This is a genomic window from Solimonas sp. SE-A11 (genome assembly GCF_030345715.1).
Lineage (GTDB): Bacteria > Pseudomonadota > Gammaproteobacteria > Nevskiales > Nevskiaceae > Solimonas_A.
This window is the reverse complement of sequence record NZ_JAUASX010000004.1, coordinates 17,302-41,353: the sequence shown is the minus strand read 5'-3', so window position 1 is coordinate 41,353 and position 24,052 is coordinate 17,302. Positions and strand designations below refer to the sequence as shown.

Genomic DNA, 24,052 nt, shown 5'->3' with positions numbered 1-24,052 from the left:
AGGGAACACTCCCATGAACTTCCGCATTCCTGCCGCCGCCTGCGCCGCGGCCCTGCTGCTGGCGCTGTCCGCCTGCAGCGACAATGACGACAACGGCACCACCCCGGCGCCCACCAGCTCAGTCGGCGGCGTCGCGGCCATCGGCTCGCCGCTCACCGGAGCCGACGTGCGCCTGGTCTGCCGCGGTAGCGTCACGCGCAGCGCCATCACCTCGGCCACTGGCTCCTGGAGCGTGCTCGTGCCCAGCGCCGCGCTGCCCTGTGCCGTGCGCGTGGACGGCGGCCGCATCAACGGCGGCACCACCAACACCACCGTGCTGTACTCCGTCGCAGTGGGCGAAGGCAGCACGCTGGTCTCCAACATCACCCCGCTGACCGACCTGGCCATGGCCCAGGCGGTGCGCGCCGCCGACGGCCGCAGCCTCGCCGACTGGTATGCGGCAGGCGCACCCTCCGCGGAGCAGGTCACCGCCCGCATCGTCGCCGCCCAGGCGGCACTGCTGACGGAGTTGCGTGATCGCGGCTACAACGTGCCTGAAGGCCTCGACCTCTTCAGGGATGTCTTCCAGGCCCTTGCCTGCGATCTCTACGACGATCTGCTCGAAGCCGTCGCCGCCGCCTTGGCGGCCGCGGGTCAGTCGTTCGAGGAATTCCGCGCCAGCTACGTCGACGGCGGCGACATCCCCGCCACGGTCATGACGCCGGGCCCCGCGCCGGACGTGCCGGCAACGCACTATATCCGCCGCCACTGGGCCATGCTGGAGGGCATCTACAGCTTCGATTGCGGCGGCGCGCCGCTGAAGCTGAGGCTCAACACCAACGGCAGCTTCTCGGTGGAAGCCGACGGCAGCACGCGCAACTACAGCGCCACCACGGCGGACTACTTCTTCAACTACGACGCCAGCCCCGGCCGCCCGGCGGACATCCTGGTCGGCGTGGGGCAGGGCACCCAGCTGCACTTCATGCTGAACAACGGCCAAGGTGCCGGCGCGCAGCCCGACCAGAAGGTCGAGGGCAAGACCTTCACGCAATGCAGCGGCACCCAGGTGTCGTCGGTCTACACGCTGCCGCAGATCATCAAGACCTTCAAGGGCAGCTATGCCGCGAGCTGCGGCGACGCTGGCGCCAAGGTTCTCACCATCGGTGAAGACAGCAAGCTCAGCATCGCCGGCGTCTCGGTCACCGTGGCCGAGGCCAACAGCCTGATCGCGCACGATTCACTGCAGTCCGAAGGCAGCACCGTATTCGCCGACGGCACGTTCAAGCTGGCCGTGGTCGGCGGCAGTGCACCCAAGTCCGTCGAGGTCACCGTCGACAGCCCGACCAGCACGATCAAGAAGGTCAACTACCGCAGTGGCAGCACCAACGCCACTTGCAGCGTGTCGGGCCCCACCACCGAGCCGCCAGCGCCGGAGCCCGCCAACGTGAAGATCGCGCAGAAGATCGGCGCGGCCTATGTCGGCAGCTACACTCTGTCCTGCGAGGACTTCAGCACCAGCAGCGGCCGCAAGGACCGTGTCGTTACCATCGCCGCCAATGGCAGCGCCAGCCTGGACAGCACGCAGATCGTGGGCCCCAACAGCCCCGGCTTCGTCAGTGTGGTCAACAAGATCATCAACCTGTTCCGCGACGATGGCGGCCAGAGCCTGCCCAAGGTCCTGCTGTACACCGACGACAACGGCAAGCTCACCGGCGGCACCATCAGCGAACAGCCGAACAAGTCGATTGCCTGCACGGCCAACGGTCCCACCCTGCCGATCTTCCCGCTGCAGGAGACGGTGGCCAGCTATGCCCGTTCGGTCAACGTCACCTGCACCGGCGAAGCCATCAGCGGCGCGCAGACCTTCGTTATCGACACCGCCGGCAAGGCGAGTCTGGGCAGCCTGTCGATCACGCCCGAGGACTATCTGCAGTTCCGCTTCTTCGAGTTCGACGACCACGCCACGTTCAATGCGGCCAGCGACCGTAGCGGCAACCGGTCCCAGATCTACATTGGCGCCGTCGGCAAATCGATCTATGCCTACCTGAACCGTGACGGCAGCCTGTCCTCGCTGCTCTACGGCATCTCCACCACCACCAACGGCGTGCAGAGCACCAAGCAGGGCAGCTGCACGCCCTGATGCTGCCGGCAACGAAAAAGCCCCGGCATCTGCCGGGGCTTTTTCGTTTGCGCAGGAGAACTACACGTTGTCGCCGCACCCGCGATTAGGCATCTATGGACATTATGCTAACCGCAGACAGATGTGCAGTTTTCTGCGGGTGTTGGCTTGTCCATGGAACTATAGCGGATTTCGGCCAATATGGACGCCCAATGTCCATACCTTTGGGGCCTCAATAGCATACAGACCGAGTAGCGCTTTCAAGTCCCAACAGCCGCCCGGTCATTCCTTTCGGACTTTGCATTCCGGCCATGGTGCCGAGGGTTCGTACCTCTTAAGTTCTTGTAGTTTCGCTGAAATGCGATTGAAGTACGCCTCCTCTTTTTGGCGCTCCATCCATTTGTTTTGAGACTCTTCTTGCGGTGATCGAGCAGCATCAATGTCTGCATTGTAGATATTCCAATACTGCTGTTGCATCGCGTTGCAGTAGAGGCGTGCAGCTTCGACTTTTTCAGTCTCTTTGAGGCGGTCTGCCTTTGCGACGATCGCGGGCACGTAGCCCTGATCGATCGCTCTGTCCCACCACTGACGCGCCTGCTTCTCGCGCTCGACTATTGCCGGATTGTCGCTACCGCAGGCTGCGATGAGGCCGCAACTTCCGCTGAGAAGTAATGCCAGTTGATACTGGGCATCCGCGTAGCCCTGGGCCGCAACCTTCTCCAGCCACTGCGCGGCCTGCATTTCGACCGAGTAGACTTGGAGTCCACTATCAGATCGTCCTGCACGCATAGGCCGCCGCCACCCCTCATCCCACACCCACCTAGAATTGGAACTCGTAGAAAAATCGACCATCGCAGTTCCTTGTCGATCCTCAGCGCCCACCGACATTGCCATCCGGTACTGCGCCTCGGCCAGACCTTGCTCGGCAGTGTTTCCGATCCACCGCGCCGCCTGCCCCTCATCTTTGAATGTCCCGAGGCTTTGGGAGTACATGAATCCTAAACAGAAGCCGGCTTTTGCATCGCCGGCTTCTGCGAGTGAGCGATTTTGAGCGAATAGGGCCACATAATCAGGACGTCCATCAGCCTTCCCCTGGGCGTCCGCCGCAAGCCTGCGGGCTTCGCGCTCCGATTGGGCACTGAACCCCGGAGGCGATTCGATTCGAGTCACCCTGCCTCCAGTGCTCTTCTGGGGGCCGAAGCAGAAAACCCTCGTATCTTTTTGAAGCAGCTGGGGCGAGGCTTGCAGCACTGCAGGCGCTTTCATCTCCGTCTTCGCTGGCGACAGGGCATTTTGGAGCGCATCGCGCCCACCCGGGATCATTTCAACGATAGGCTCAACCACGCAACCAGAGAGCCATGCAGTGGAAGCGGCTAAAAACAATACTGAATAGCGCATCGTTTCACCCAATCCTTCGAGCCGGAATCGCCGGCGACAAGCGGTGTTCAAGGAAGATTTCCAATGCGGCCACCCAATGTGCATCCGCAGGGTTGGAAACATTAGATAAGAATAGTCGCGTCAAAGGGTGATCGGCCAGTTTCACGAACCTGCCGGCCGTGTCGTCACGAAAGTGCTTGAAGGCGCGGGCTCTGGAGTTATCGAATGACTTTCCAATCTTGATGGCATTGGACTCGGGGTTCCACCAAACATATACGCCGGGAATGGCCACTCGCCTAGAATCTGACGCGCGTGCCTCTTCGCGCGTCAGGTCTACAACGGTGAACTTCTCCGTGAGAGTCCCGAATTCGGCTCGGAACAGTTCCTCAACACCCTGGATTTCCGTAATCACGTATGTCACTTGTCTGCTGACAAGATCGTCACATAACTCTCTCCATCCTCAGTAGCCTCGACAGAATAGGTAATCTCGAAATCAAGATCCGCCCTGTCAGTCGGGCTCCCCTGCGGAGCCGCCGTCACGCGTGCGGCGCAAAGCACGCGGTCGGTGCCCTTGCCCCGTCCCCTGAACCGGATAGCCGAAACCGTAATCCGTGGTTGTGCGTTCAGGGCACTCTGTGTCCCATGCTGCGCCTCGCATTTTGCTCGTTGTTCCTTCTGCAACTGTTCCCGTTGCTGCCAAGCAACCTCCGGCGGAAGCCCGGATTTCAGCGGATCGAAGGCTGTATCGCAGCCAAATATCTCCCGGGTGGCAGTAGCGCCGTCATCCGACATCATCCCATCTATCAAGGCGCCGTAAAACAGAGTGCTTTGCAGTGCACTCGTCACTTCTGGCTCCAACACCTTCGCCAGCGTTTTCTTAACCTCAGGCGCGCTACATTGCGCAGCGGCCTGGCTGCAAGCCATCAGTGATAACGCCCCAGAAAGCCATGCTACCAGTGCGCGTGTGACTCGTTTATCCCCGTCTCGTGCCATAAGTCCCCCTCTTGGCAGCCCGAATAACGTCCGTCTTACGGCATGGATTTGCGGCGGACTGCTTTGCATCCCTGATTGATGCTAAGAGACAGTTACATGATAATCAATGAACCCCGTGATAAGCGGCACTAACCTGACTCTGCCGTCAGGTGAAGGAAAGCCTCAGCCCGATATCGGATTTTCTGCAAACCAGCGGTCGGAGAAATAGAAGCCCGCCAGGCGTGTTTGCGAACTTTATCGGCGTAACGCGGTAGGGCGAGGCCGCACACGGTCAAGCTCCTCCTTCACAGCCTGGAGTTCTGTTGCCAGCTCAACGACGCGGCGCTGAGCACTCACCAGCTCCGATTGGGCCTTATCGCGCTGCTCAGCCACATCCTTCAATCGGTCCCTAAGGCTGCCCCTGGCTTGGCGCTGCTTAAGCTGCTCTTTACGCTTGGACGGGCGCTCCTGCTCATGAACTTCGATATACGCCTGTATCTCGCGAACGAGCGATGGGAAGCGAGCTTTTTTGAGCGCTGATGGATCGCAGTCAGCCTCCTTCGCCACATTGTTCTGAGAGACCGGCGTTCCGATCGGCAACGTCTTGGGCTTGTTGAGCTTCAGCCGCTCAAATGCTTGCCGAAAACGATCTTCGGCTGTCAGAGACTCAGGCTTTGACGACATTCAGATAATTCTCCATGCCTTGGCGTTCCGCGAGCAGAGCCTTATGGCGCGGGCTGCCAGCTAGGGTTGATGAAATTTCTTCGTTAATGAGCGCCAGGTCCTTCTCGATCTCTGGTGCTTTCTCGCGGTCGTAAAGGGCATCTGCACAGGGGCCATCGCCGTCGCCGCCGGCACACCGCGATATGGACTCCACACCACCGTATTTGCAGGTGCCGCGATGCACGCATCCACCAAGTCTCATTGGCCGAAAGTGGGTCTTGCCTTTTCGGCTCTCGGCCGCGAGTTGCTTCGACTCCTTGTCCCCGACCATGTTGACCAGAATTGCTTCCTTCCGCTCTGGGCCGAGCGGCGATACGAAGCGGTCGCCAACAGCTGCGTGGAGCTTGTGCGCCATGGCCTCATACATCGCCGCGACGATGATTGCTTCCACGTCGTCGTTCAGGCGCAGTTTGGCATGCCCTCGGCCATAGTAGAGAGGCATCAACCGAGAGGCATGCTTCATCTGGAACTGCATGCTCGAATCGGATAGAAGCCCGCTGGCAAACATGTTCACTGCGCCGGTGCGACGCAACTGATGCCATGCGAGCGGCCAGACCCGGCCGACCGCAAAACCGCTCGCCTCACTTAGATTTGGGGTAAGCATGCGTGCGATCCGAAGATCATCCTCCGTGATCCGCAGTTGCTCGTCATCGAATAGCCGATCGAACCGCTTTGCCATCGACTGATAAGCGCCGTAGTGCGGCATGATCGCGTAGGACTTCGCTACGTTCCCGCTCCATGGTTCAAACGAGGTGTTGTATAGGAGTGGGTTCTGGATGTCGGCGGCAGAGGGGCTAACCTTCGGATCGGCGGCAGCACAGCGCATGCGGAGGCGGGCAATGCTTGCCATGGCCTCGACAGCGGCTTTTACGCTGGGGCTCGTGGGCCAACGGGCATCGCTGTCCGGATCGGTCTTTGTCGTTTCGCCAGTGATGATGGGGATGCGTCCAAGCTTCTCATCCGTCTCCCAGGTCAGGCAGTCGGTGCGCAAGGAGGCTGCTTCACTCACTCGCTGTAGCGTGAAGTTTGTGATGTAGGCCAGGCCGGTGCTTTGCACGAGCGTGAGGTAGGCGGAGAACTGGCGGATGTCTTGTTTTGCAACAGGGACGCCGGTCCACCGCTCGATCAACTGCGCAATGCCATATCGCTCTGCTGTGAGGTTGAACGGCCCGCGGTAGATGCAGCCTGATTTTGACCCCTTTCCAATGGAGGGCGGAGTCCAGAATGGAAGTCGATGCCGGGACCAATCCGACATGGCCTTCTCCAGTGACCCGAAATTGTGTGCGTATGCGTCAACGCAAAAAGTGAAGCAGTCCTCCACTGCGCTCTTGTGAGCCAAGTAGTCATCAAGGCACGCCTTCAGGCGTTTCACCTGGTAGGTCCAGATTCGCGGAGGGATGAACGCCGTCTGCTCAATCTCGCGGTTCGGCATTGCAAGCGCGAGCCGTTTGATCCCCTCGGGATCAACCATCACGAATTCGATGTAGTTTCGAGCGTCCCATAGCCGATGTAGCTCGACGATGGTCTTTGTATACTCGCTGGGTGGAATGAGGCCGGGCAATTGCTCGAACACCCGCGGGAAGCGCATAAGCTGGCTGGCGAGAATCCCGTTATCGTTGCAGAGCGCGACGATCCGCCGCAGCCCGAGGAACGCGCTCTTCAATGTGTTGGCCGTCGATGTCGCCTTTATCCCCCACATCCGCCAGGTGGCAATCATACGGAGGAGGTCAGCGTTATCTGCGCTAAGTGGTTTGGCTTTTCTGGTGGTCTGCGGCGCGTCATCACCAAAGTCCAAGATCATGGAACGCCCAGCCCACGGGGTAATGTCCCAGACGGGGTCGCCCCACCGTGACAAGACAGTCCCATTGCGATCCTCGCTGACCACCCAATCCCTCGGCGGCGGCCAGGCCGGAGGCCGGAACGATCGGTGTTGGGGCGTCATCCAGTCCGAGGTCTGGCGCAGCCCGAACACGTCAAGTCGGGCGGTCATGCGGCTCCCTCCATGGCGTTGATTCTCCGGCTCCAGTCGGGGTGGTAGTTCCCTTCCTCAACGCGCGCGAGTGCTTCATCGACCCATTCCTGGCGGCGCTGGTTAGAGCCTCGGAACCATCGCAGTTTGTCGGTGATCCGGTTCACGACGAGTTGAGCGGGATGATTCTCCCGCCCCTGGCCTTTCGGAGGAGTCCAAACGGAGACCTCAATGATTTTCAGATGCCGGAAGCAAGCGAGCGACCAAACGTAGTCTTGGCTATCGATATCCCGATGGTGCTCGCACCAGAGGCAGCCGGATGGTCGGATGCAATCTGGCATTAAGACGTCCTTCGGAAGGTCTCTCAATGGCACGGGGTTTCCGTCACATTCCCCAGGCCCCGCCGATGAGGTACTCAATGACGGATCATGCTGGGCCCAGAAGTGGGTGACTTCCGTCATCGCACGCTGCTGGCTCGGCTGTTCGTAGACTTCGAGCAGCGTTTCCTTACTGTGCTGAGCCATCGCTGCGGTCAGGTCCGGATCGCCGGTCCGACGGAGCAGCCAGTTGACACGGGTATTGCGCAACTTTCGCGGCGAGACGAAGGCGAGTCCTATCCTCTCACAGGTATATCTGAGTCCGAACTGGGGAAGCTTCAGAAATGCGCGGCCAGGCTCCACCTCCAGAGGAAAGAGGTCATCGGAGTCAGGAAATAGTTGGCGTCGCCAATCAAGGTAGCGCTCGAAGTGAGGTTTGTACTCTCTGTAGATCTCAAAAAGTACATCTCCGCCGCGCCGGCCCTTCCGGTCGCGGACGAGATAGCCATCGAGATGACTCGCATACGAGAAATGCGTCAGCTTGAGCTTGTGGGCCTGTGTGAAGTTCATTCCGGTCTGGCCGATGAACAACAGGAGTTCAGCTTCTGAACGCTTGTTTGCGAGAGGACGTCGGGTGCGGAGTGTGCCGTCGCTCTCCCATGCCTCGAAGCAGGCCAAGCACTTGCGCTGAGCCGTCCGTTGCTTTCCCGGGGCCTGGTCAGTGAGCGGGTTTGCACGGTGGTGAAGCACCGATTTCCAGTTTGAATAGCCTGACCACTCGATTAGCTCGCCTCCGCGTCGCAACGGGATATGAACCGGGAGGGCGCCGCGCAGGACAACATCGGTTGGCAGGGCGTCGCAGATGTCCTGTAGGAAATGCCCGAATTCGAAGGTCTCGGCAAGATTCTGCTTCTCGGCTTTGGCTGTACGGGCCCGCTTACGCCGATTGGGCACCCGCAACCGGGTCATTGTGATCAGGGGAAATGGCCGTTGTAGAACATCGTCCAGAATGTTGCCGACGACAGAAGCCTTGGAGTATGCAGAGCATTGCACCAGGTCCTTCACCACCTGTTGCCTGTGCACCAGTGAATCGGTCCAAGCCAGGAAAACCTTCTCCACTGACTCAAGAGTTATTTTCTCACCGGTGCGCTCGGCCCAGGTGAACATGTAGCGGAAGTTGTTTATCGATGCGTTCGCCGAGTAGAAGCTGCCTCCGCCTACCAGTTTGCCATTGATCGATTCATGTATTTTCGTTACGAGCGGAATGCGATCGAGTTGCGGGGCGCCGAGGGAGCCGTTGGTTATCCGCTCGGCTACCCGACGTGTGTGTGTGGCAGCGCCACCCCTGAATAGCAGGGGTGCGAGATTCCAAGGGGTCTCACGCTCGCCCAACTTCACTTCGGGGAATGTCAGATCAGGAAGCTTTATGTCGTTAAGCATGGACGTCGTCCCAGTCCCTTCTCTTAAGGCCTGTAAAAGCCTCATGGAAAGCGCGGGCGGCCTCCTGCTTGCCTTTGGTGTCCTCCAAGAACTTAACGTATTTGAACGTCGTTGCTTCGTGCTTGTGTAGCATGGCGTTCTTGACGAACTCTACAGCCGCGCTGGCCGTAGTCACCCCTAACACCAGCTTCATCAGCCAGGTACCGTAGGTTGCTCTTGTCTGGTGGAATTTGAAGTGCTGCATGAAACGCAGGTTGGAGCGAACTGCCTTCCGACGCAGTCCAGTCATCAGCCGGCCCACGGAATTGACGCTGTAGCCTTTTCCTCGCGATGTGAGGAACAGCAGGGTCCGGTGAGCGGCAGTGGCCCGGGCTTCCCGCTTCAGGCGTTCAGTGGAGTATGCGTACCGCTTCAACTCCTCCAACAGCGCCTTTGGGACCAGCAGGTTTCCCTCAACGTTGAACTTCGTCGCGACATTCGTGCCGGGTCCGACCCGCAACAGGTAGAAGCCCTTCATCAATGGGTCAGGGAGAGCATGCTCTAAGTTTTCGATGCGCAGGGTTGTGATGCTGCCGAGGCGCGCTCCTGTGAAGAAGCCCGTCGTCAGCATGAGATGCAGTTCAGCAGTCTCCTTGCCAGCGGTGAACTCTAGGAGTTCAGTCATGTGCGAGTCGGTGATCGGCAACAAGCCGTCCTCCAGGCGCACTCCTGGTATGGCTCGGTTGGGAATGGCCAGATCGGTGGTCAGGCGGAGCAGAGATCGCTGGAAGCCTACCGTGTCGTAGTACCGGACTACGACGGTGCGCTCGCGCCACATCGGGGTAGTGGAGGTAACGAAGTCGTGAGCCGCGGCGTGGCGATAGAACTGAACAACCGCGTTGATGCGAGAGCGAGCCGTGCTCGACTTCAAGCTATCTCGCTCGATTTCCCTCACCAGGTGGCCCCTGAAGCGCACCACGGCGCGATCAGCTAGGCGGGTAGGGAAGTGGCGCCAGTCCAGCTCGTTCTCTTCCAGGAAGCAGGCATAAGCATGGAGATGCTTTAGCAGCGCTTTGGCGGTATCGAGGTGGACGCCTTGGTTGATGACCTTTTCCAAGGCCCAGTGGTTTGCTTCGGCCCACCCCTCACCACTCTTCCAGAATACCTGGGGGAGGCCGCGCACTCCCGGAGCAATCGCGTCCGGTTCCCAAATGATGCTTTTCCCTACCGCGACATCCCGCCACGGCTGGTAATTGATGTACTCCAGACACGCCACGACCACCTCCCCGGATTAGGCTCTTTAATAGCTATAAGCCTCCACCCGGGAAATGCACGTACCCTGTCTACGCCCCGGTGAATGTCCATAGAATGACATTCACCGGGTGCATGTCCATAGGGTGCTATACGTTGGCGGCGACGATGTTGACGATGCTGCCTCCGTGCGCCTCCATCCACTGGGTGTACGCCTCGCGTGCGACGATGAAGCCGCCGGTGAGATTGTTGCGAATCACCGCCTCCCAGCCCTTGGTGCTCAGATCCCTGGCCGGCGAGGGGTACTGGCCGCCGGCGTTGTTGACCAGGCCGTGGATGCCGCCGTGGCGCGCGATGACCTCGGCGATCATCTGGCGCACCATCGGCTCCTCGCGGATGTCGCAGACATGACAGCTCACGCGCCCCCCGGCGGCCTCGATTTCCCCGCGTACCCGGTCCAGCTTTTCGACCTTGCGGCCGACGATGGCGACGCTGGCGCCGAGGCTGGCGAGCTCGTGCGCGGTACAGCGGCCGATGCCGCTGCCCCCGCCCGTGACGATCACGGTTTTGCTTTTGAATAGATCGGGATGATAGATGGAACGGTATTTCACGACAGCTCCTAGGCTATTGAAATGGGTCAGCGCATCAGCATGTTCATCACGGCCACCGCGATGGGCTTTGCGGGCGCCGTCTGCCAGGCCTCGATGCGCAGGTTGCTCACGCGCTTGCCCAGCTTGATTGGGTAGACGTTGGCGTAGGTATCCTGCGGGCGCCCGGAAAGCAGGTAGTCGATGGTGAAGTCGATGGTTTTGGGCACGGCCAAGGCTTCGCTGCTCCACAGCAGATGCAGGATGCCGGCGCATTCCATGTAGCCGCCGATGGCGCCGCCGTGCAAGGCCGGCAGGGCCGGATTGCCGATGAGCTTTTGTTCGAAGGGCATCACGCAGGTGAAGGATTCACCGCGCACCTCCACGCGCAGGCCCAGCATGCGGGCAAAGGGCAGGGCCCGCGGCAGCGCGGCCCAGTCGGCGCGTGCGCGGATGTCGGTGAGGGTTTCGGCGAGGCTCATGAGGACTTTTTGGTTTCGGTGAAGGCGGGTTTGCCGGCGGTGAACATGAATATGCCGACGCTAGTAGAGATTGGGTTGTCGGAGGCGTCGTCGTAGGCGTGGCCGCGGACGAAGGCCAGGTCCTGCGTGAGCTTGTAACAGTTGGCTGTGGCGTAGACCTTGCGATGCGGCTGCGCCGGGCGCAGGTAATCGATGCGCAGGTCCAGCGTGGCCATCGGCACGAACTTCCTGGTACGGAAGTACACCGAAAAGCCAAAACATACGTCCATCAGCGCGGTGATGGCGCCGCCGTGCAGCACGCCACTGTCGGGGTCGCCGACCAAGTCGTCGTGGTAGGGCAGGGCGATGACACAGCCGCTGTCGGAGGCCGACGCGGCTTCCATGCGCAGCAGGCCGGTGTAGGGGGCGATGGCGAGAAACTGGTTCCAGGCTTCGGGGTGATTGTGGTCAGTCATTCGGGCAATGCTCGGAAGGGAAGGGGGAGGTCATGCGTTTTGGGCCTGTCAGAAATTCTGTGTGTGAGCCGGTTGGTGTAATCAATCGGTCAGCGTGAAGCGCTCGCCAAACTGGATAGCCAGCTGTGCCCGGGCAGAGTGCCACGTGATGGGTGGATTCTTCCAGTTGTCGGTGATGTGTCGCAGTGCCAGCCAGATCAGCTTGGTGGCGGCCTGATCGTTGGGGAAGTGCCCCTTGTTGCGGATGGCTTTGCGTACCGAAGCGTTGAGGCTCTCGATGGCGTTGGTCGTGTAGATGATCTTGCGCACGTCCGCCGGAAACGCGAAGAACGGGATCACCGCCTCCCAGTTACGCCGCCAGCTTTGGGCGATCACCGGGTATTTCCGTCCCCACGGTCCCTGGTCGAAGGCGTCCAGTTCACGGGCGGCGGCCTCGGCGCTTTCGGCCCGGTAGATCGGCTTGAGACCGGCGGCCACGGCCTTGCGCTCCTTCCAGGACGCAAATTGCATCGAGTAGCGGATCAGGTGAACGATGCAGGTCTGGACCACGGCGTCGGGAAAGGCCGCGGTGATCGCCTCCGGGAAGCCCTTCAGGCCATCGACGACGGCAATCAGGATGTCCTGCGTACCGCGGGCCCGGATCTCGTTCATGACGCGCAGCCAGAACTTGGCGCCCTCGGTCTGCTCGATCCAGAGGCCCAGCACTTCCTTGTGCCCGGAGGGACGCATGCCAATGGCCAGGTACACCGCCTTGTTTCGGACCAGGCCTTCATCGCGGATTTTGACCCGCAGGGCGTCGAAAAACACGATCGCGTAGGTCGACTCCAGCGGCCGGGCCTGCCAGGCCGTCACCTCGTCGATCACCGAGTCGGTAACCGGCGAGACCTCGATGCCGTATAGCTCGCGGACGTGCGCCTGGATGTCCCGGGTGCTCATGCCCCGGGCGTACAGGGCGATGATCTTGTCGTCGAAGTCGGGGAAGCGGCGCCGATACTTGGCGATCAGGGCCGGGTCGAAGCGACCGTGCCGGTCGCGCGGGATCGACAACTCGATCGCGCCTTCGGGCGTCAGAACTGTCTTCGGGCTGCTGCCATTGCGGTGATTGGACAGGCCTGCTTCGGCCTCGCCGTCCAGATGAACGTCCATCTCGGCGTTGAGCATGCGCTCCGCCAAGGCCTTCTTCAGCTCGCCGAGCAGGCCGCCAGAATCCAGTATCGTCTTGGGGTCACGCCCTGCCAGCAGCGAGTCCAGAAGCTCCGCCGTAAACGGCCCCGCGTCCTTCTTTGCCATACGTCCTTCCTTGCCCAAGAGGGCAGTGTATGGCTCAGCACACAAAAATCCTGACAGGCTCCCAGGCGTCGACCAAATCATCCCGTCGACTCCTGGCGTTCTCTTGCCACGATTATCCGTCACCCGCTTCACGGCCAACGCACGACCGCTGTACGAGTGGGTCAGCAGCCATTGCAGGGCTTTCACCTTGCCGTGATCACCAACCTGCCACGCCTTCACGATACGCGCTTGGAGCCTCCTGACGTGCCGATGTACCTTGGACCAGTCGATGCTGTCCCAAGGGACCTGCTCGTCGGAGGACGCACACGCTGTTGCCAGGTTCATTTGCATTTCCTCCCTCGAAGGTTCTACCTGCTGGAAGCGGCTATAGAGGAGGGTCCTGTCGTTCTCGGCCTCAAAAAACTCGTCAAGTTTCGCCTCGCCCTTCACCTTGATCTCTTCAAGCATCCAAGTGAGTGCTGCAGAAATCTTGGCGCGATCTACATCATGGTTGCCCGGCACCATTTGTACGTCGGTTTTCGCACAACCGGCTGCGCCAGCGATCTGATCGAGCCAAGCCGCAGCGGCCGCATACTGTTCACGCTTTCCAGCGTACGCGATATCCCCGCAAACAATAACACCGCTGGCTCGCTGTCCGGGAAGACGTGCCACCTGATCCTGGACATCTTCAATCAGCCGTTCCTTGACATCGTCGTGGACGGCGACAGCTCCGCCTTTTTCCTGGCCGAAGTGGATGTCCGAGAGGTGAATGAAGGCGATAGGCATGGCGCCGCTTTGGTCCTCGATCGTTTTTGAGTCTTTTTATTCTGAATCAAAGGCTTCGACCTGCAGATTCCGGCCTTTGCCAAGTTCGATAGTAGCTCAAGCCTCCCACATCTGCCGAGTATTGCTCGGGATACTTCCACGTACGGAACTGCCTTAGTCCAACAGGTTTCCAATAGCGTTGGTTGCCAGCTCTCCGCTGCGGTAGTACCCCATCACCGTCTCCACCTTCCGATGCTCGGTCATCGCCATGACGTCACCCACGGGGATGTTCTTCCGTCCAGCCTCGGTGACGAACCCCGACCGCATACTGTGGCCTGCCCAGTCGCCGTCCAGGCCGGCGAGCAGCGCGCGCTTACGTACGATGTTCGCGATGGACTCCGGGGTGAGGGGAGGGCCCACCCGCGCCTTCCAAAGCCGCCGAAAGATCGCGCCCTCGGAAATGGAAGCCGCGTCGAGCCAAGTCTTGAGGGCTTCGGCTGCCTTGCCACGAATCGGCTTATCCGGCTGCTTGACCGTCCCGTCCTGGTTGGTCTTGGACCGGTGCAGCCGATAGGCATAGTTGCTGCCATCCGCCTTGACCAAGCGCTCTACGACGGCGTCGGCCACCTCCGAGCGGCGCCGGCCGCCACTGGCCCAGGCAAACAGCAGCAGCGCACGGTCCCGAATGCCTTCGAGCGAGTCGTCGCAGGTGGCCAACATCGCTTCCAGAGGTTCCCGGGTGGCGGCGGTCTTCTTCGTGACGATTTCACCACGCTTGGAGGCCGCGCGTTTGGCGCTCGACAGCAGCTGGCGGACCTGGGGGTCTTCGCAGGGATTCGGCTGCCGACGCAGCTGGTGCAGTTTCGACAGCACTGCCAGCCGGTGGACCACTGTGTTCATCTTCAACGGGCCGGTCTGTCGCTTGAAGTCGCTCTGGACCAGCAACTCGTCGATCGTCGTCGGCAGTTCGCAGACCGGCTGATCGATCGGGCCGCGCACCAGATGGTCGACCAGGAACTGCAGCACGGTCGGCACGGCGACGGGCAGGGCCAGCGGCTGGCCATAGCGGGCCTGGGCCCAGGCGCACCAGTAGCGCAGCGCGCTGCGATAGCTGCGGACGGTATTCTCGGCCTGGCCGGCGACCAGGATTTCCTCAGCGGCCCGCCGCGCGGCGTCGCCCAATTCGGACGGCGAGATCAATTCTGCAGGGCCGACAACTGTCACTGCCCGGGATTTGGGTCTGCGTCGACGCGGTGGCTCAGCGGTCGGCATATCGGTATAAATCCTATGTACTATGTATTAAATGCGACGTTCGATCTATCGTATTCGTGATAAACATCTCTTATCACGAGTACAAAAGCAAGGGTAGGGGTTTGAGAATCGGGAGACCCCAAATGGGAATTTTGACCACAACATCGGCGCCAGCCGCCGGCCAGGACCGTCCGTGCGCGGTGTAACGATCGACGACATCACCCGCGCCGCGGACCAGCTCCTCGCCGACGGCGAACGGCCCACGATTGACGGCATCCGGCGCCTCCTCGGCACCGGCTCGCCCGCGACAGTGAACGCGCTGCTGAAGCAGTATTTCCAGTCGCTGCAGGCGCGCTTGAACCTGCCGGCGCCGATCGCGACGGCGGCCGCCGAGCTCTACGAGCAGGTGCAGGCCACCGCCCGCGAGGAGCTCGAGAAGGAGCGAGCGGCAGCCGAGGGCGAGCTGGCTGCGGGCCGTGAGGCCCTGGCCCAGGAGCGTCGGGACTTCGAAGTCGAGCGCACGGCGTTCCATCAGCGGGTGGCCGACCTGAACGCCGATCTCGAACGTCACCGGGAGCAGCTCAAAGCCACCTCAGCCAAGCTCGCCAGCACCGAGAAAGAACTGGGGAGCCAGACGACCCGCGCGACCACCGCCGAGGCCCAGGCCCGCGCCTCCGAGGCCGAGCGCGAACGCGCCGCCCAGAAGCATGCTGGCGAACTGCAGCGACTACGCGACCAGGCTGAGGGCAACGAGCGTCATCTGCTGGGTCGCATCGACGAACAAAAGGCCCAGTTGCAACGCCTGGTGCAGGACCGGGAGCGTGAAACGGCGGCCGCTGCCAAGCATGCGGCAACTCTTGAAACTTCGGTTTCGGAGGCCGCCAAGCTGAATGCCTCGCTCCGGGCCGAGCTGACGACCACCCAGCGCGACCTCGCCAAGCGCCAGGACGCTGTGGTAGCCGCCGAGAACGCCCTGCAGCGGGCCCAGGAGCAGGCCACCAAGGATCAGGCGCTGCGCCACGCTGAGCTGGATCGGGCGCGCGCCGAGATCGAGCAGTTGACGGCCGCGCTTGAGCAACACAAGCGGGATCGCGATGAAGCCCTCCGGGAAGCAGCGAAGCTCGATGGGAAGCTTTCGGCGCTGCAGGGCCAGTTGGAAGAAGCCAGAGCAGAAATCCGGCGGCTGCAGAAGGCCAAATCCAGTGAGCCGGGCAGCGCTTGATTCTCAACGAGTGGTACGCTGGTCACTCCCAATGTTCGGCGCGCAAACATCAACGAAGTACGGCCAGTGAGAGTTCTGGATTCCCTGAAGGCTCAAGCCAAGCAGCTCAAGCAACAAACCTTGACGGTGTACTTCGCCGCGCGTGATCCCCGCACGCCATTTCATGTCCGTCTAGTGGCTCTGGTTGTGGCGGCATATGCCCTCAGCCCGATCGACCTCATCCCGGATTTCATTCCCGTCCTAGGCTACCTTGATGACCTAGTGTTGATCCCTCTGGGTCTGGCCCTGGTCGTCCGGCTCACTCCCCCAGAAATCCTAGAGTCGGCCCGGGTGCAAGCACGGCAAGCCGCGAGCAGGCCCGTCAGTTATACCGCCGCAACGTGTTTTGTAGCGTTGTGGCTGTTCCTTGCCTGGGTGGCGGCCGATTGGGTGGTCAGTGCTTTTTCCAACGCTTGAACTTCAGTGTGTTGCCTTTGCCGGCCCCTGCGTGAGACACAGGATACCGAGGCAGGAGCGATGCTAGGCCAAGGCCGACTGCGCGGTTCTTGAGACACAAAAGTGGGGTCAAAAGTACAGTATTTGATTGGTCCGGACCCCCAACTTACGATAAGGGCTATTATCATAAGTGTAACAGCGTTTATTGAAAAACATTTTAAAATCAATGCACTATATGCATTGTTCGCCGGTGATTTTGAGGCAAATTGGCAAGAAATCAGTGTTGGCCCGAATTCCGAGGTACGGGTTACATTAAACCGTGGACTAGTTCGGGGCACTGTCCCAAAGCCTGAAGCGTCTGCCGAGTCGGTCAAATATCGGATGTGGCATTGACCGCTGTACGGGCAATAGACTTTTCGACCAGCGATCAAAATTTTGCGGCATAGCCTGCTTTGCCTTGCATCAACAGCCCCAAACCGGATGCCGGACTGCGGATCGTGCCTTTAACCTTCTAGTCCTTGAACTGCTCCTACCGGGTTTCATGCCCTATGATTGTCGCCAGACAATCAGAAGACAAATTCACGTGCCAAAGGGTGGACGTAGAACCGGGTCGGGGCGACCACTAGGCTCGGGGCGATTTGGAGAACCTGCGCGGAGCGTCCGGGTTCCTTTGAGCCTTCTTGGAGAGGTGTCCGAATTGCTGGCGGCCCATAATCGGTCCCGGGCTGATACTGCGGCAAGCAGGATAGCGGCCGTCGATCCAACGCCAGAGCAACTCGTGCTTCCACGACCCGGCCGGGCTTTGGTCCGTGGTCCAATCGGGGCCCTTGAGCTGCTCGCGCAGCTCCATGCCGCCGGCGTGAAGGCACGTGCTGTCGTTCTGGATCCGATGTACAGGAACAAGAATGTGCCAGGACGGGCTGCCTACCTTGCCGAAACGATCCCGCTGATTACTGCGGCGAGTCAGGTCGCCCCTCACATCTTTATCTGGGGATTTCCAGAGTCAGTAGCGAGGCTTGTAGACCATTGGCCTTCGCACTTGAAGCTGGAGGGGTGGCTGACCTGGTTCTTCAAAAATGCTCCGTCACGGTCCAAATCGTGGCGGCCCTCCCAGCAGACCTGTCTGCACCTGCGAAGACGCGACGGAAAGCTGTATCCCGAACACTTCTACTCGGAGAAGCACCGGGCGCTTGCGGCGGCGAATCGCCTCGAATTCAAGATGACCCCCTACAGCGTTTTCCAGGAGGCGCTTCTCTCGGGATTCATCAAACGTTCGGAGCAGACAGGATTTCGGTATCAGAAGCCGGAATCGGTGATTGAACCTTTGCTACGCATGACGACCAAGCCCGGGGATTTGGTGATCGATCCGACGGCGGGCAGCGGCACCACCGGTGCTGCGGCCGTGCGGCTCGGTTGTGCGGCGCTGCTCTCGGATCGCTCGGCGGCGGCGATAAAGCTCTGCCGTGAGCGCCTTGCTGCGCACCTAGACTCCCCATAAATGACCAGTGTGCACAGCCCTCACGAAGGAACGCCTTTCCTTGGACGGCCCCGACGAGCGGGCCGGACCCGGTGCATTTCAAGCCATTCGATCAAGTCGCGCCTGAGCCATACTGGTCGTTTCATCCCCGGAACTTGCACGCTCGGAGGCGTCGGCATTCCGGCTGACCGCCGGTTCCAGAGGGTCTTCAACGTCCAGCCGCAGGTCCGCGCAACCACTTCTGCATCGACCACATCAACGTCATTCGTCATGGCTTGACTCGGTTATCTTACCGAGTCGCGGTATCCGGGTTTCCGGAAAGCACAAGCGGGGGAGCACGCCGTGGCCGGTTTGTTGGCCGGATTGAAGCCATTTTTTGCTACAATGAACAGGTACTAGCGGGTTCTCCCGGGAACAATCGGGAGAGAAAACCTTAAAGTTATCGAAGGCTTGGCGGCATCCGTAAGATTTTGCAGGGCGAAGGCAACCGACTGCAAATCCGCGTACGCCGGTTCAATTCCGACCCTGGCCTCCATTTACCGTACATTTCCCGTAGCCCGTGTGGCGGAATCGGTAGACGCACGAGACTTAAAATCTTGCGCCGTGAGGCGTGCCGGTTCGAGTCCGGCCATGGGCACCAGGCGGACCTGCCGCCAGTACAAGAGCGACATGAGAGCCCCGGAGCGATCCGGGGCTTTTGTCGTTCAGGTGGGCGGTAGACGCAGCAGACTCAAAATCTGACCTGTCCGGAGCGGCAACAAAAAAGCCCTGGATCGCTCCAGGGCTTCTTTGGTTTGCAGCGGAATGCCTCAGCGGTCGCGGAACTGCGCTTCCACGCGCTCGTCCTGGCCCTTAACGTCCACGCAGACGGTGGCGGTGGGTCGCGCCAGCAGGCGCGGGATGCCGATAGGGTCACCGGTCTTCTCGCAGTAGCCGTACTCGCGGTTCTCCAGGCGGCGCAGGGCGTCGTCGATCTTGCGCAGCAACAGCGACTCACGCTCGCGCAGGCGCAGGTCGAGCCAGTGCTCTTCCTCGGCGGTGGCGCGGTCGGCCGGGTCGGCGAACACCTCGCGCTGATGCAGGCGTTCCTTGACGTCCACTTCGCGCTCCAGCACCTCGGCACGCATCTGCAGCAGGCGGTGGCGGAAGAACTCCAGCTGGACGTCGTTCATGTAGTCGTCGTCCGACATGGCGCGGAGCTGGTCTTCGGTTGGCAGGCCATCGAAGCTCATCGGCGCGACGGGCTTGCGCGGTGTCGGCTTCTTCGGGACGGGCGCCGGAGCGGCGGCCTTCTTGGCCGGGGCCGGGGCGGGTGCGGCTTTGCTGCTCTTGTCGGTGCTGGCGGATTTCATCGAGGGGGAAGTAATGGGGGGCTTGGCCGCGGCGGTTTTGGCCGCAGCAGCTGGTTTGGCAGGCGCCGCAGGCTTGGCCGGAGCCGCCTTGGCGGCAGGCTTAGCGACAGCCTTGGCCGGAGCCGCCTTGGCGGCAGGCTTAGCGACAGCCTTGGCCGGCGCCTTGGCGACGGGGGCGGGCTTCTTGCTGGTCAACGCACCCTTGAGCTTGCTGAGCAATCCAGGAGCACTCTTGGAACCGCCGGACTTGGGGGCCGCTGCTTTCGCAGGAGCCGATTTTGCCGGGCTTTTCGTCGTTTTGGCTTTCATTTGGATCAATCTAATGCCATCTGCCTTTGCGATGCAAAGTCGAACAAAGTCGGGGTTTATACACCCCCGGGGGGGTGGGGTCAATCAATTCCGAATGATCCTTCGGCCCGTATGGGGGCTGCTGCGAAGCACCGGAGCGAACGGCCTGAGGACGGGGGCAAGCTCAGCGGAGAGCGGCCGGCATGAGCCGGTCCAGCAGCAAGTGAGCCGGGAGATAGAGCAGCAGCGGAAAACCGATCAGCACCGTGGCCAGCCAGGTGCGCTCCGGCATCCAGCGCTGGGGCTTGTCGCTGTCGAGGCCGTAGACGTAATTGATGTTGACTGGCGCCAGGCCCCGCTGGGGCGAAGGCGGCGGCATGAAGAAATAGCAGACCAGCACCAGCAGTGTGCCCAGGCCGGTCCAGATCGGCAGGGCGCGGGCATCGTAGCCGGTGTGCAGTAGCAGGTAGATGAGCAGCACTGGCAGCCAGCCATGGAATAGCGACAGCCCTCGCAGGAAACGCGATCGGCCGCTGTCGAACATGTAGTCCGTCATGCCGCTGATCCTGCGCCTGCAGAGATGGGCCAGGAAGGACAACAGCCAGAACAGCTGGGCGACGAGGATGCCGACCGCCGCGATCGAGAGCAGCAGGGCATCTTCCAGCCAGATGCCTGCCAGCGTGAGCAACAATGCCACATCGCAGAAGTAAAGGAAGTTGGTGGGGCCGTACTTGCGCAGGTAAACCGGCACCAGTACGGCCATGAAGCCGGTGTAGGCCAGCTGCAGGCCCAGGGGAATCGGTGTGTACGCCAGCGACTCGAGCATGGTCTGTCTGTCCGGGAATCCGGGTGCGTGTGGGCGGGGTGGCCTGCCACTGTGGTGGATACGGGCGTCCTTGTCCAAGGGGCGGCCTGTGCTCCGCTCGTCCTGAAACCCCGCCGGGAATGCGTCGCAGGTCTCATTTTCATGCGGGATATCGTGCGTGCGAGGTGGTGGGCGCCACCGCGGCGTGCGTAGGATCGGGACAGCTGGCCGATCAGGACCGCAGGAGCGACCACCTGCCGATGTGGATCGAATTCGGCATCGACGACAGCGACAGCTATCTGGAAGTCCTGATCCCCTGAGTGGCCTCAGCGGCGCTGGCGCGCATCACTCCTCGCGCACGATGGCCATGTACACGAACAGGTCGTACAGGTCCTGCGCCTGCATATAGTTCCGGCCGGTCTGGAACTGCAGCAGGGAGAGCCCATTGATGTGTGCTGCCAGGTGCGCGGCCACCTGTTCCGCCGACCCGCGCAGGCGCTCCTTGCGGTCCAGCGGGCAGCTGCGAATGGCCTGCGCCAGGCGGCTCTGAGCGTCCTCGAACAGCGGCTGCACGCGCTTCTCCAGGTCGGGCCGGCTCAGCGTGATGGTCTGGATCACGAAGAAAAGCAGCCCTTCCACCTTGCGCGAGCGCTCCTGGCTGCCGCGTTCCGCGCCAAGCTCGGCGACGCGCTTGAGGTTGGTGCGCAGCGTCTGGCGGGGGTCGAACAGCGAGACCGTGAGGTCCGCCATGCCGATGAACATGCGCGACCAGAGTTCGAAGAACAGGGTCTGCTTGTCACCGAACAGGGTGTACACCGGCTTGCGCGAATAGCCCGCCAGTTCCGCCACCTGGTCGATGGTTACCGCCTCGTAGCCACGCTCGCAGAACAGCTCCCAGGCAGCGTCCAGCAGTTCCTGGCTACGGATCTCCTTCTGCTCTCCTCGGTTCAGGCGCTGGCGTCTCGGCTTTGCAGGCGTGTTCATCGGGCTTCCAGGATTCGAGGCTTGCATTTGATCGCATCTGCCGCTGATAATGGGAACATAATGTTCTGCAGAACACAACGTTCCAAAAATAGGAGCGTGGAGGAGAGCCATGCGGCAGCGCCGGATGAAGCACGGAATAGCGGGGGCGGGCCTTTGCGCGCTGTGCTGCCTGCTGCCCATGACTGCGCTCGCCGACTCGTCTCCGGCCACGCCGGACGATGTCCTGCTGGACGAACTCCTGGAGCCCCAAACAGCAGGTGAGGCGAGCGGGGAGCAGGACGCGCAAGCCGCGCGGGGCGAATCGGAGCCCCCCGTCGCGCCGGAATCGCTGCCGACCATCCCGGTGGCCGCCAGGACGGAAACCGTGCCGGCGTTGAAAACGGCCCGCGCTCCCGCCGGCCTGCTGGAAGAGATCGTGGTCACCGCCACCAAGCGCGAGGCCAATCCGCGCGATCTGCCGGGTAGCGTCACGGCGCTGGGCGCACAGGAACTGGAGATGCGCGGCGCGCAGGGGCAGGAGGATTTCCTCAAGCTGGTGCCGGGCGTGACCTTCACCAACGACTCCATCAACGCCAGCCGCATCACCTTCCGCGGCATCGGCGCCGACCTCAATACCAGCAGCACCACGGGTGTGTTCCTGGGCGACGTGCCCTTCGACGATCCGGTGCTGCCGCGCGTGACATTGGACCCCAATCCCTTCGACTTCGCACGCATCGAGGTGCTCAAGGGGCCGCAGGGCACGCTGTTCGGTGGTTCCGCGCTCAACGGCGCGGTGCGCTACGTGCCGCAGGAGCCGCGCCTGGAGCAGTGGGAGCTCAAGACCTTCGCGCAGACCGAGCTGGTGCATGAGGGCGGCATGGGGCAGATCTATGGCGCCGCGGTGAACATCCCCGTGGGTGAGACCTTCGCGCTGCGCGTGGTGGGCTTCGACCGCGGCTCGCCGGGCTGGGTGGACGACCTGCAGCGCGGCCTGGACGACGTCAACGAGGTGGAGCAGCGCGGCGGCCGCGTGCTGGGCCTGTGGCAGCCGTCCGAGCGCTGGAAGATCAGCGGCATGGCGGTGCTGCAGGAGACCGACGTGCTCGACTCCGCCGTCACCGACAACCGCGAAGGGCGCCTGAGCCGCTCGAACACGCCCAAGGCCAGTCCGACTAACACGCGCTACGACCTGGAGACGCTCGGCATCCAATATTCCTTCGAGCGCTTCGACCTGCTGTCGCAGACCAGCCGTACCTACAAGGAATTCCACGCGCGGATCGACGTGTCGCGCATCGCCAACCTGATGGACCGGCCGCCGCCGCTGGCCACCACGGCCAACGACAATGAGTCCAAGAGCTTCATGCAGGAACTGCGCTTCACCTCCAACGACGGCTTCAGCGATCGCTGGAAGCTGCTGGGCGGTGCGTTCTACCGCCGCCTGCGCATGGTGGAGACCACGGACCTGCTCACCGATGTCACGCTGCCGCTGCCGCCGGCGCTGCTGCAAGCGCTGGGCCGTGCGCTGCCGGGGCTCGGCGGCACCATCACGGAGAATGGCCAGGTCAACCTGGTGCGCGGCAACGCCGATCCCATCGTGGTCGAGGAGACGGCGCTGTTCGGCGAGACCACCGGGGTCTTCTGGGGTTCGCTGGAGGTCACGCTGGGCCTGCGCGCGTTCCGTGCCGTGTCCGACAGCCGCGTGATCTTCTCCGGCGCGCTGGCTGCCAACCAGACCTTGCCCAATGGCAGCCTGCAGGCGGTGAAGGAGGGCCGGCTGGAAGAGCAGGGCCTGAATCCCAAGATCGCGGTCAAGTACCAGGTCAACGAGAACGTCGGCGTCTATGGCGCGGTGAGCCGGGGCTTCCGCTTCGGCGGCGCACAGGTGCTGGTGGGCACGCTGACGTCGCGCGCACCGGATACCTACAAGTCCGACACCATCTGGAGCTACGAACTCGGCCTGCGCACGCAGTGGCTGGATGACACCCTTCAGATCGACATCACGCCGTTCCAGCTCGACTGGATCGATCCGCAGTTGCAGCAGTCCGACTCCAGCGGCGTAGGCGCCTACTTCGACAACGTCGGCGGCGCTCGCTCGCGTGGTGTGGAGCTGGCATTGCGCTACCTCACGCCGCTGCCCGGCCTGGCCCTGGCCTTCTCCGGCTCCTGGGTGGACACCGTCACAACCAAGCCTTTCACCGCCAACAACGGCGACGAGATCGAGCCCGGCACGCGCTGGCCGCTGGCGGCGGAATGGCAGACCGCTGCCACGCTGAGCTATGCGCGCCCGCTGGCCGGTGCCTGGAATGGCGGCGGCGCGCTGACCTACACCACGATCAGTTCCGCACCCAATACGCTGGCCTATCTCGACAGTGTGTTCGGCTACGAGACGCTCGATGCCGTTCTCACGCTGGGCAACGACGCGATCAGCGGCAGGCCCGAGTTGTCGCTGTCCCTGGTCAATCTCACCGACGAGCGCGGCGTGGTCAGCGGCGTCAACAACCCGCAATTCGCCAAGGACCATGGCTACATCCGCCCGCGCACCTTCGTCGCGCGCATCGGCCTGAGCTTCTGAGCG

20 protein-coding genes, 1 tRNA gene and 2 pseudogenes are annotated in these 24,052 nt (G+C 61.8%); 7 read left to right on the top strand and 16 right to left on the bottom strand.

What is annotated here, in order from left to right:
- Positions 1–13 precede the first annotated feature (13 nt).
- Positions 14–2,119, top strand: a complete 2,106-nt coding sequence (locus QT386_RS06550) for a hypothetical protein (RefSeq protein WP_289272944.1) — start codon at positions 14–16, stop codon at positions 2,117–2,119.
- A 261-nt stretch (positions 2,120–2,380) separates the two neighbouring features.
- Here QT386_RS06550 and QT386_RS06545 read toward each other — a convergent pair whose 3' ends face one another.
- The 13 genes and pseudogenes from QT386_RS06545 to QT386_RS06485 form a co-directional block, all read right to left on the bottom strand.
- The gene (locus tag QT386_RS06545) at positions 2,381–3,496 is read right to left on the bottom strand and encodes a tetratricopeptide repeat protein (protein WP_289272943.1); all 1,116 of its coding nucleotides are present in this window, start codon (positions 3,494–3,496) and stop codon (positions 2,381–2,383) included.
- Positions 3,497–3,500: 4 nt separating this feature from the next.
- Positions 3,501–3,887 carry a hypothetical protein gene (locus QT386_RS06540; protein ID WP_289272942.1) on the bottom strand — a complete coding sequence of 129 codons (387 nt, stop codon included), beginning with the start codon at positions 3,885–3,887 and terminating at the stop codon, positions 3,501–3,503.
- 5 nt (positions 3,888–3,892) lie between these two features.
- Positions 3,893–4,399, bottom strand: coding sequence for a hypothetical protein (locus tag QT386_RS06535; RefSeq protein ID WP_289272941.1), 507 nt, complete (start codon positions 4,397–4,399; stop codon positions 3,893–3,895).
- Positions 4,400–4,702: 303 nt separating this feature from the next.
- Positions 4,703–5,131 carry a hypothetical protein gene (locus QT386_RS06530; protein WP_289272940.1) on the bottom strand — a complete coding sequence of 143 codons (429 nt, stop codon included), beginning with the start codon at positions 5,129–5,131 and terminating at the stop codon, positions 4,703–4,705.
- Complete coding sequence (locus QT386_RS06525) at positions 5,115–7,160, bottom strand: hypothetical protein (protein WP_289272939.1); 2,046 nt, start codon at positions 7,158–7,160, stop codon at positions 5,115–5,117. The genes QT386_RS06530 and QT386_RS06525 overlap by 17 nt, the downstream gene beginning before the upstream one ends.
- Entirely contained in the window at positions 7,157–8,896 is a 1,740-nt protein-coding gene (locus QT386_RS06520; protein ID WP_289272938.1) for a hypothetical protein, read from the bottom strand. The genes QT386_RS06525 and QT386_RS06520 overlap by 4 nt, the downstream gene beginning before the upstream one ends.
- Positions 8,889–10,151: a tyrosine-type recombinase/integrase gene (locus QT386_RS06515; protein WP_289272937.1), complete on the bottom strand. Its 1,263-nt coding sequence runs from the start codon at positions 10,149–10,151 to the stop codon at positions 8,889–8,891. The genes QT386_RS06520 and QT386_RS06515 overlap by 8 nt, the downstream gene beginning before the upstream one ends.
- 136 nt (positions 10,152–10,287) lie before the next feature.
- Positions 10,288–10,737 (bottom strand): annotated as a pseudogene (locus QT386_RS06510) (SDR family NAD(P)-dependent oxidoreductase); the annotation flags it as partial.
- A 26-nt stretch (positions 10,738–10,763) separates the two neighbouring features.
- On the bottom strand, positions 10,764–11,195 hold the full coding sequence (locus QT386_RS06505) for a PaaI family thioesterase (protein ID WP_289272935.1): 432 nt from the start codon (positions 11,193–11,195) through the stop codon (positions 10,764–10,766).
- Positions 11,192–11,650 carry a PaaI family thioesterase gene (locus QT386_RS06500; RefSeq protein WP_289272934.1) on the bottom strand — a complete coding sequence of 153 codons (459 nt, stop codon included), beginning with the start codon at positions 11,648–11,650 and terminating at the stop codon, positions 11,192–11,194. The genes QT386_RS06505 and QT386_RS06500 overlap by 4 nt, the downstream gene beginning before the upstream one ends.
- An 81-nt stretch (positions 11,651–11,731) precedes the next feature.
- Positions 11,732–12,940 carry an IS256 family transposase gene (locus tag QT386_RS06495; RefSeq protein WP_289273145.1) on the bottom strand — a complete coding sequence of 403 codons (1,209 nt, stop codon included), beginning with the start codon at positions 12,938–12,940 and terminating at the stop codon, positions 11,732–11,734.
- A 72-nt stretch (positions 12,941–13,012) separates the two neighbouring features.
- Positions 13,013–13,705 (bottom strand): annotated as a pseudogene (locus QT386_RS06490) (reverse transcriptase N-terminal domain-containing protein); the annotation flags it as partial.
- 153 nt (positions 13,706–13,858) lie between these two features.
- Positions 13,859–14,956 carry a site-specific integrase gene (locus QT386_RS06485; protein WP_289272933.1) on the bottom strand — a complete coding sequence of 366 codons (1,098 nt, stop codon included), beginning with the start codon at positions 14,954–14,956 and terminating at the stop codon, positions 13,859–13,861.
- 172 nt (positions 14,957–15,128) lie between these two features.
- Between QT386_RS06485 and QT386_RS06480 the strand changes: the two genes are divergently transcribed.
- From QT386_RS06480 to QT386_RS06465, 4 genes are all read left to right on the top strand, one after another.
- The gene (locus QT386_RS06480; protein ID WP_104231611.1) at positions 15,129–16,157 is read left to right on the top strand and encodes a DNA-binding protein; all 1,029 of its coding nucleotides are present in this window, start codon (positions 15,129–15,131) and stop codon (positions 16,155–16,157) included.
- Positions 16,158–16,223: 66 nt separating this feature from the next.
- Positions 16,224–16,613, top strand: a complete 390-nt coding sequence (locus QT386_RS23365; protein ID WP_104231612.1) for a YkvA family protein — start codon at positions 16,224–16,226, stop codon at positions 16,611–16,613.
- 667 nt (positions 16,614–17,280) lie between these two features.
- On the top strand, positions 17,281–18,090 hold the full coding sequence (locus QT386_RS06470) for a DNA methyltransferase (RefSeq protein ID WP_133164341.1): 810 nt from the start codon (positions 17,281–17,283) through the stop codon (positions 18,088–18,090).
- A 534-nt stretch (positions 18,091–18,624) separates the two neighbouring features.
- A tRNA-Leu gene (locus tag QT386_RS06465) sits at positions 18,625–18,709 on the top strand.
- 169 nt (positions 18,710–18,878) lie between these two features.
- Here the strand turns inward: QT386_RS06465 and dksA are convergent.
- Both dksA and QT386_RS06455 read right to left on the bottom strand, forming a co-directional pair.
- Positions 18,879–19,640: an RNA polymerase-binding protein DksA gene (gene dksA, locus QT386_RS06460; RefSeq protein WP_289272932.1), complete on the bottom strand. Its 762-nt coding sequence runs from the start codon at positions 19,638–19,640 to the stop codon at positions 18,879–18,881.
- Positions 19,641–19,893: 253 nt separating this feature from the next.
- Positions 19,894–20,535, bottom strand: a complete 642-nt coding sequence (locus QT386_RS06455) for a hypothetical protein (RefSeq protein WP_289272931.1) — start codon at positions 20,533–20,535, stop codon at positions 19,894–19,896.
- A 167-nt stretch (positions 20,536–20,702) separates the two neighbouring features.
- On the opposite strand from QT386_RS06455, the gene QT386_RS06450 reads away from it, so the two are divergent.
- Positions 20,703–20,834, top strand: a complete 132-nt coding sequence (locus QT386_RS06450; protein WP_289272930.1) for a hypothetical protein — start codon at positions 20,703–20,705, stop codon at positions 20,832–20,834.
- Positions 20,835–20,859: 25 nt separating this feature from the next.
- Here the strand turns inward: QT386_RS06450 and QT386_RS06445 are convergent, their stop codons facing one another.
- Complete coding sequence (locus tag QT386_RS06445) at positions 20,860–21,498, bottom strand: TetR/AcrR family transcriptional regulator (protein WP_289272929.1); 639 nt, start codon at positions 21,496–21,498, stop codon at positions 20,860–20,862.
- A gap of 124 nt (positions 21,499–21,622) precedes the next feature.
- On the opposite strand from QT386_RS06445, the gene QT386_RS06440 reads away from it, so the two are divergent.
- The gene (locus tag QT386_RS06440) at positions 21,623–24,049 is read left to right on the top strand and encodes a TonB-dependent receptor (RefSeq protein ID WP_289272928.1); all 2,427 of its coding nucleotides are present in this window, start codon (positions 21,623–21,625) and stop codon (positions 24,047–24,049) included.
- Positions 24,050–24,052 lie beyond the last annotated feature (3 nt).

Excerpts from the sequence above, each read along its gene's own strand:
- QT386_RS06445 (WP_289272929.1), bottom strand. The coding sequence starts at position 21,498 with ATGAACACGCCTGCAAAGCCGAGACGCCAGCGCCTGAACCGAGGAGAG.
- QT386_RS06455 (WP_289272931.1), bottom strand. The coding sequence starts at position 20,535 with ATGCTCGAGTCGCTGGCGTACACACCGATTCCCCTGGGCCTGCAGCTG.
- QT386_RS06530 (WP_289272940.1), bottom strand. The coding sequence starts at position 5,131 with ATGTCGTCAAAGCCTGAGTCTCTGACAGCCGAAGATCGTTTTCGGCAA.
- QT386_RS06440 (WP_289272928.1), top strand. The coding sequence starts at position 21,623 with ATGAAGCACGGAATAGCGGGGGCGGGCCTTTGCGCGCTGTGCTGCCTG.
- QT386_RS06500 (WP_289272934.1), bottom strand. The coding sequence starts at position 11,650 with ATGACTGACCACAATCACCCCGAAGCCTGGAACCAGTTTCTCGCCATC.
- QT386_RS06525 (WP_289272939.1), bottom strand. The coding sequence starts at position 7,160 with ATGACCGCCCGACTTGACGTGTTCGGGCTGCGCCAGACCTCGGACTGG.
- QT386_RS06545 (WP_289272943.1), bottom strand. The coding sequence starts at position 3,496 with ATGCGCTATTCAGTATTGTTTTTAGCCGCTTCCACTGCATGGCTCTCT.
- QT386_RS06505 (WP_289272935.1), bottom strand. The coding sequence starts at position 11,195 with ATGAGCCTCGCCGAAACCCTCACCGACATCCGCGCACGCGCCGACTGG.
- QT386_RS06535 (WP_289272941.1), bottom strand. The coding sequence starts at position 4,399 with ATGGCTTGCAGCCAGGCCGCTGCGCAATGTAGCGCGCCTGAGGTTAAG.
- QT386_RS06520 (WP_289272938.1), bottom strand. The coding sequence starts at position 8,896 with ATGCTTAACGACATAAAGCTTCCTGATCTGACATTCCCCGAAGTGAAG.
- QT386_RS06485 (WP_289272933.1), bottom strand. The coding sequence starts at position 14,956 with ATGCCGACCGCTGAGCCACCGCGTCGACGCAGACCCAAATCCCGGGCA.
- QT386_RS06550 (WP_289272944.1), top strand. The coding sequence starts at position 14 with ATGAACTTCCGCATTCCTGCCGCCGCCTGCGCCGCGGCCCTGCTGCTG.
- QT386_RS06495 (WP_289273145.1), bottom strand. The coding sequence starts at position 12,940 with ATGGCAAAGAAGGACGCGGGGCCGTTTACGGCGGAGCTTCTGGACTCG.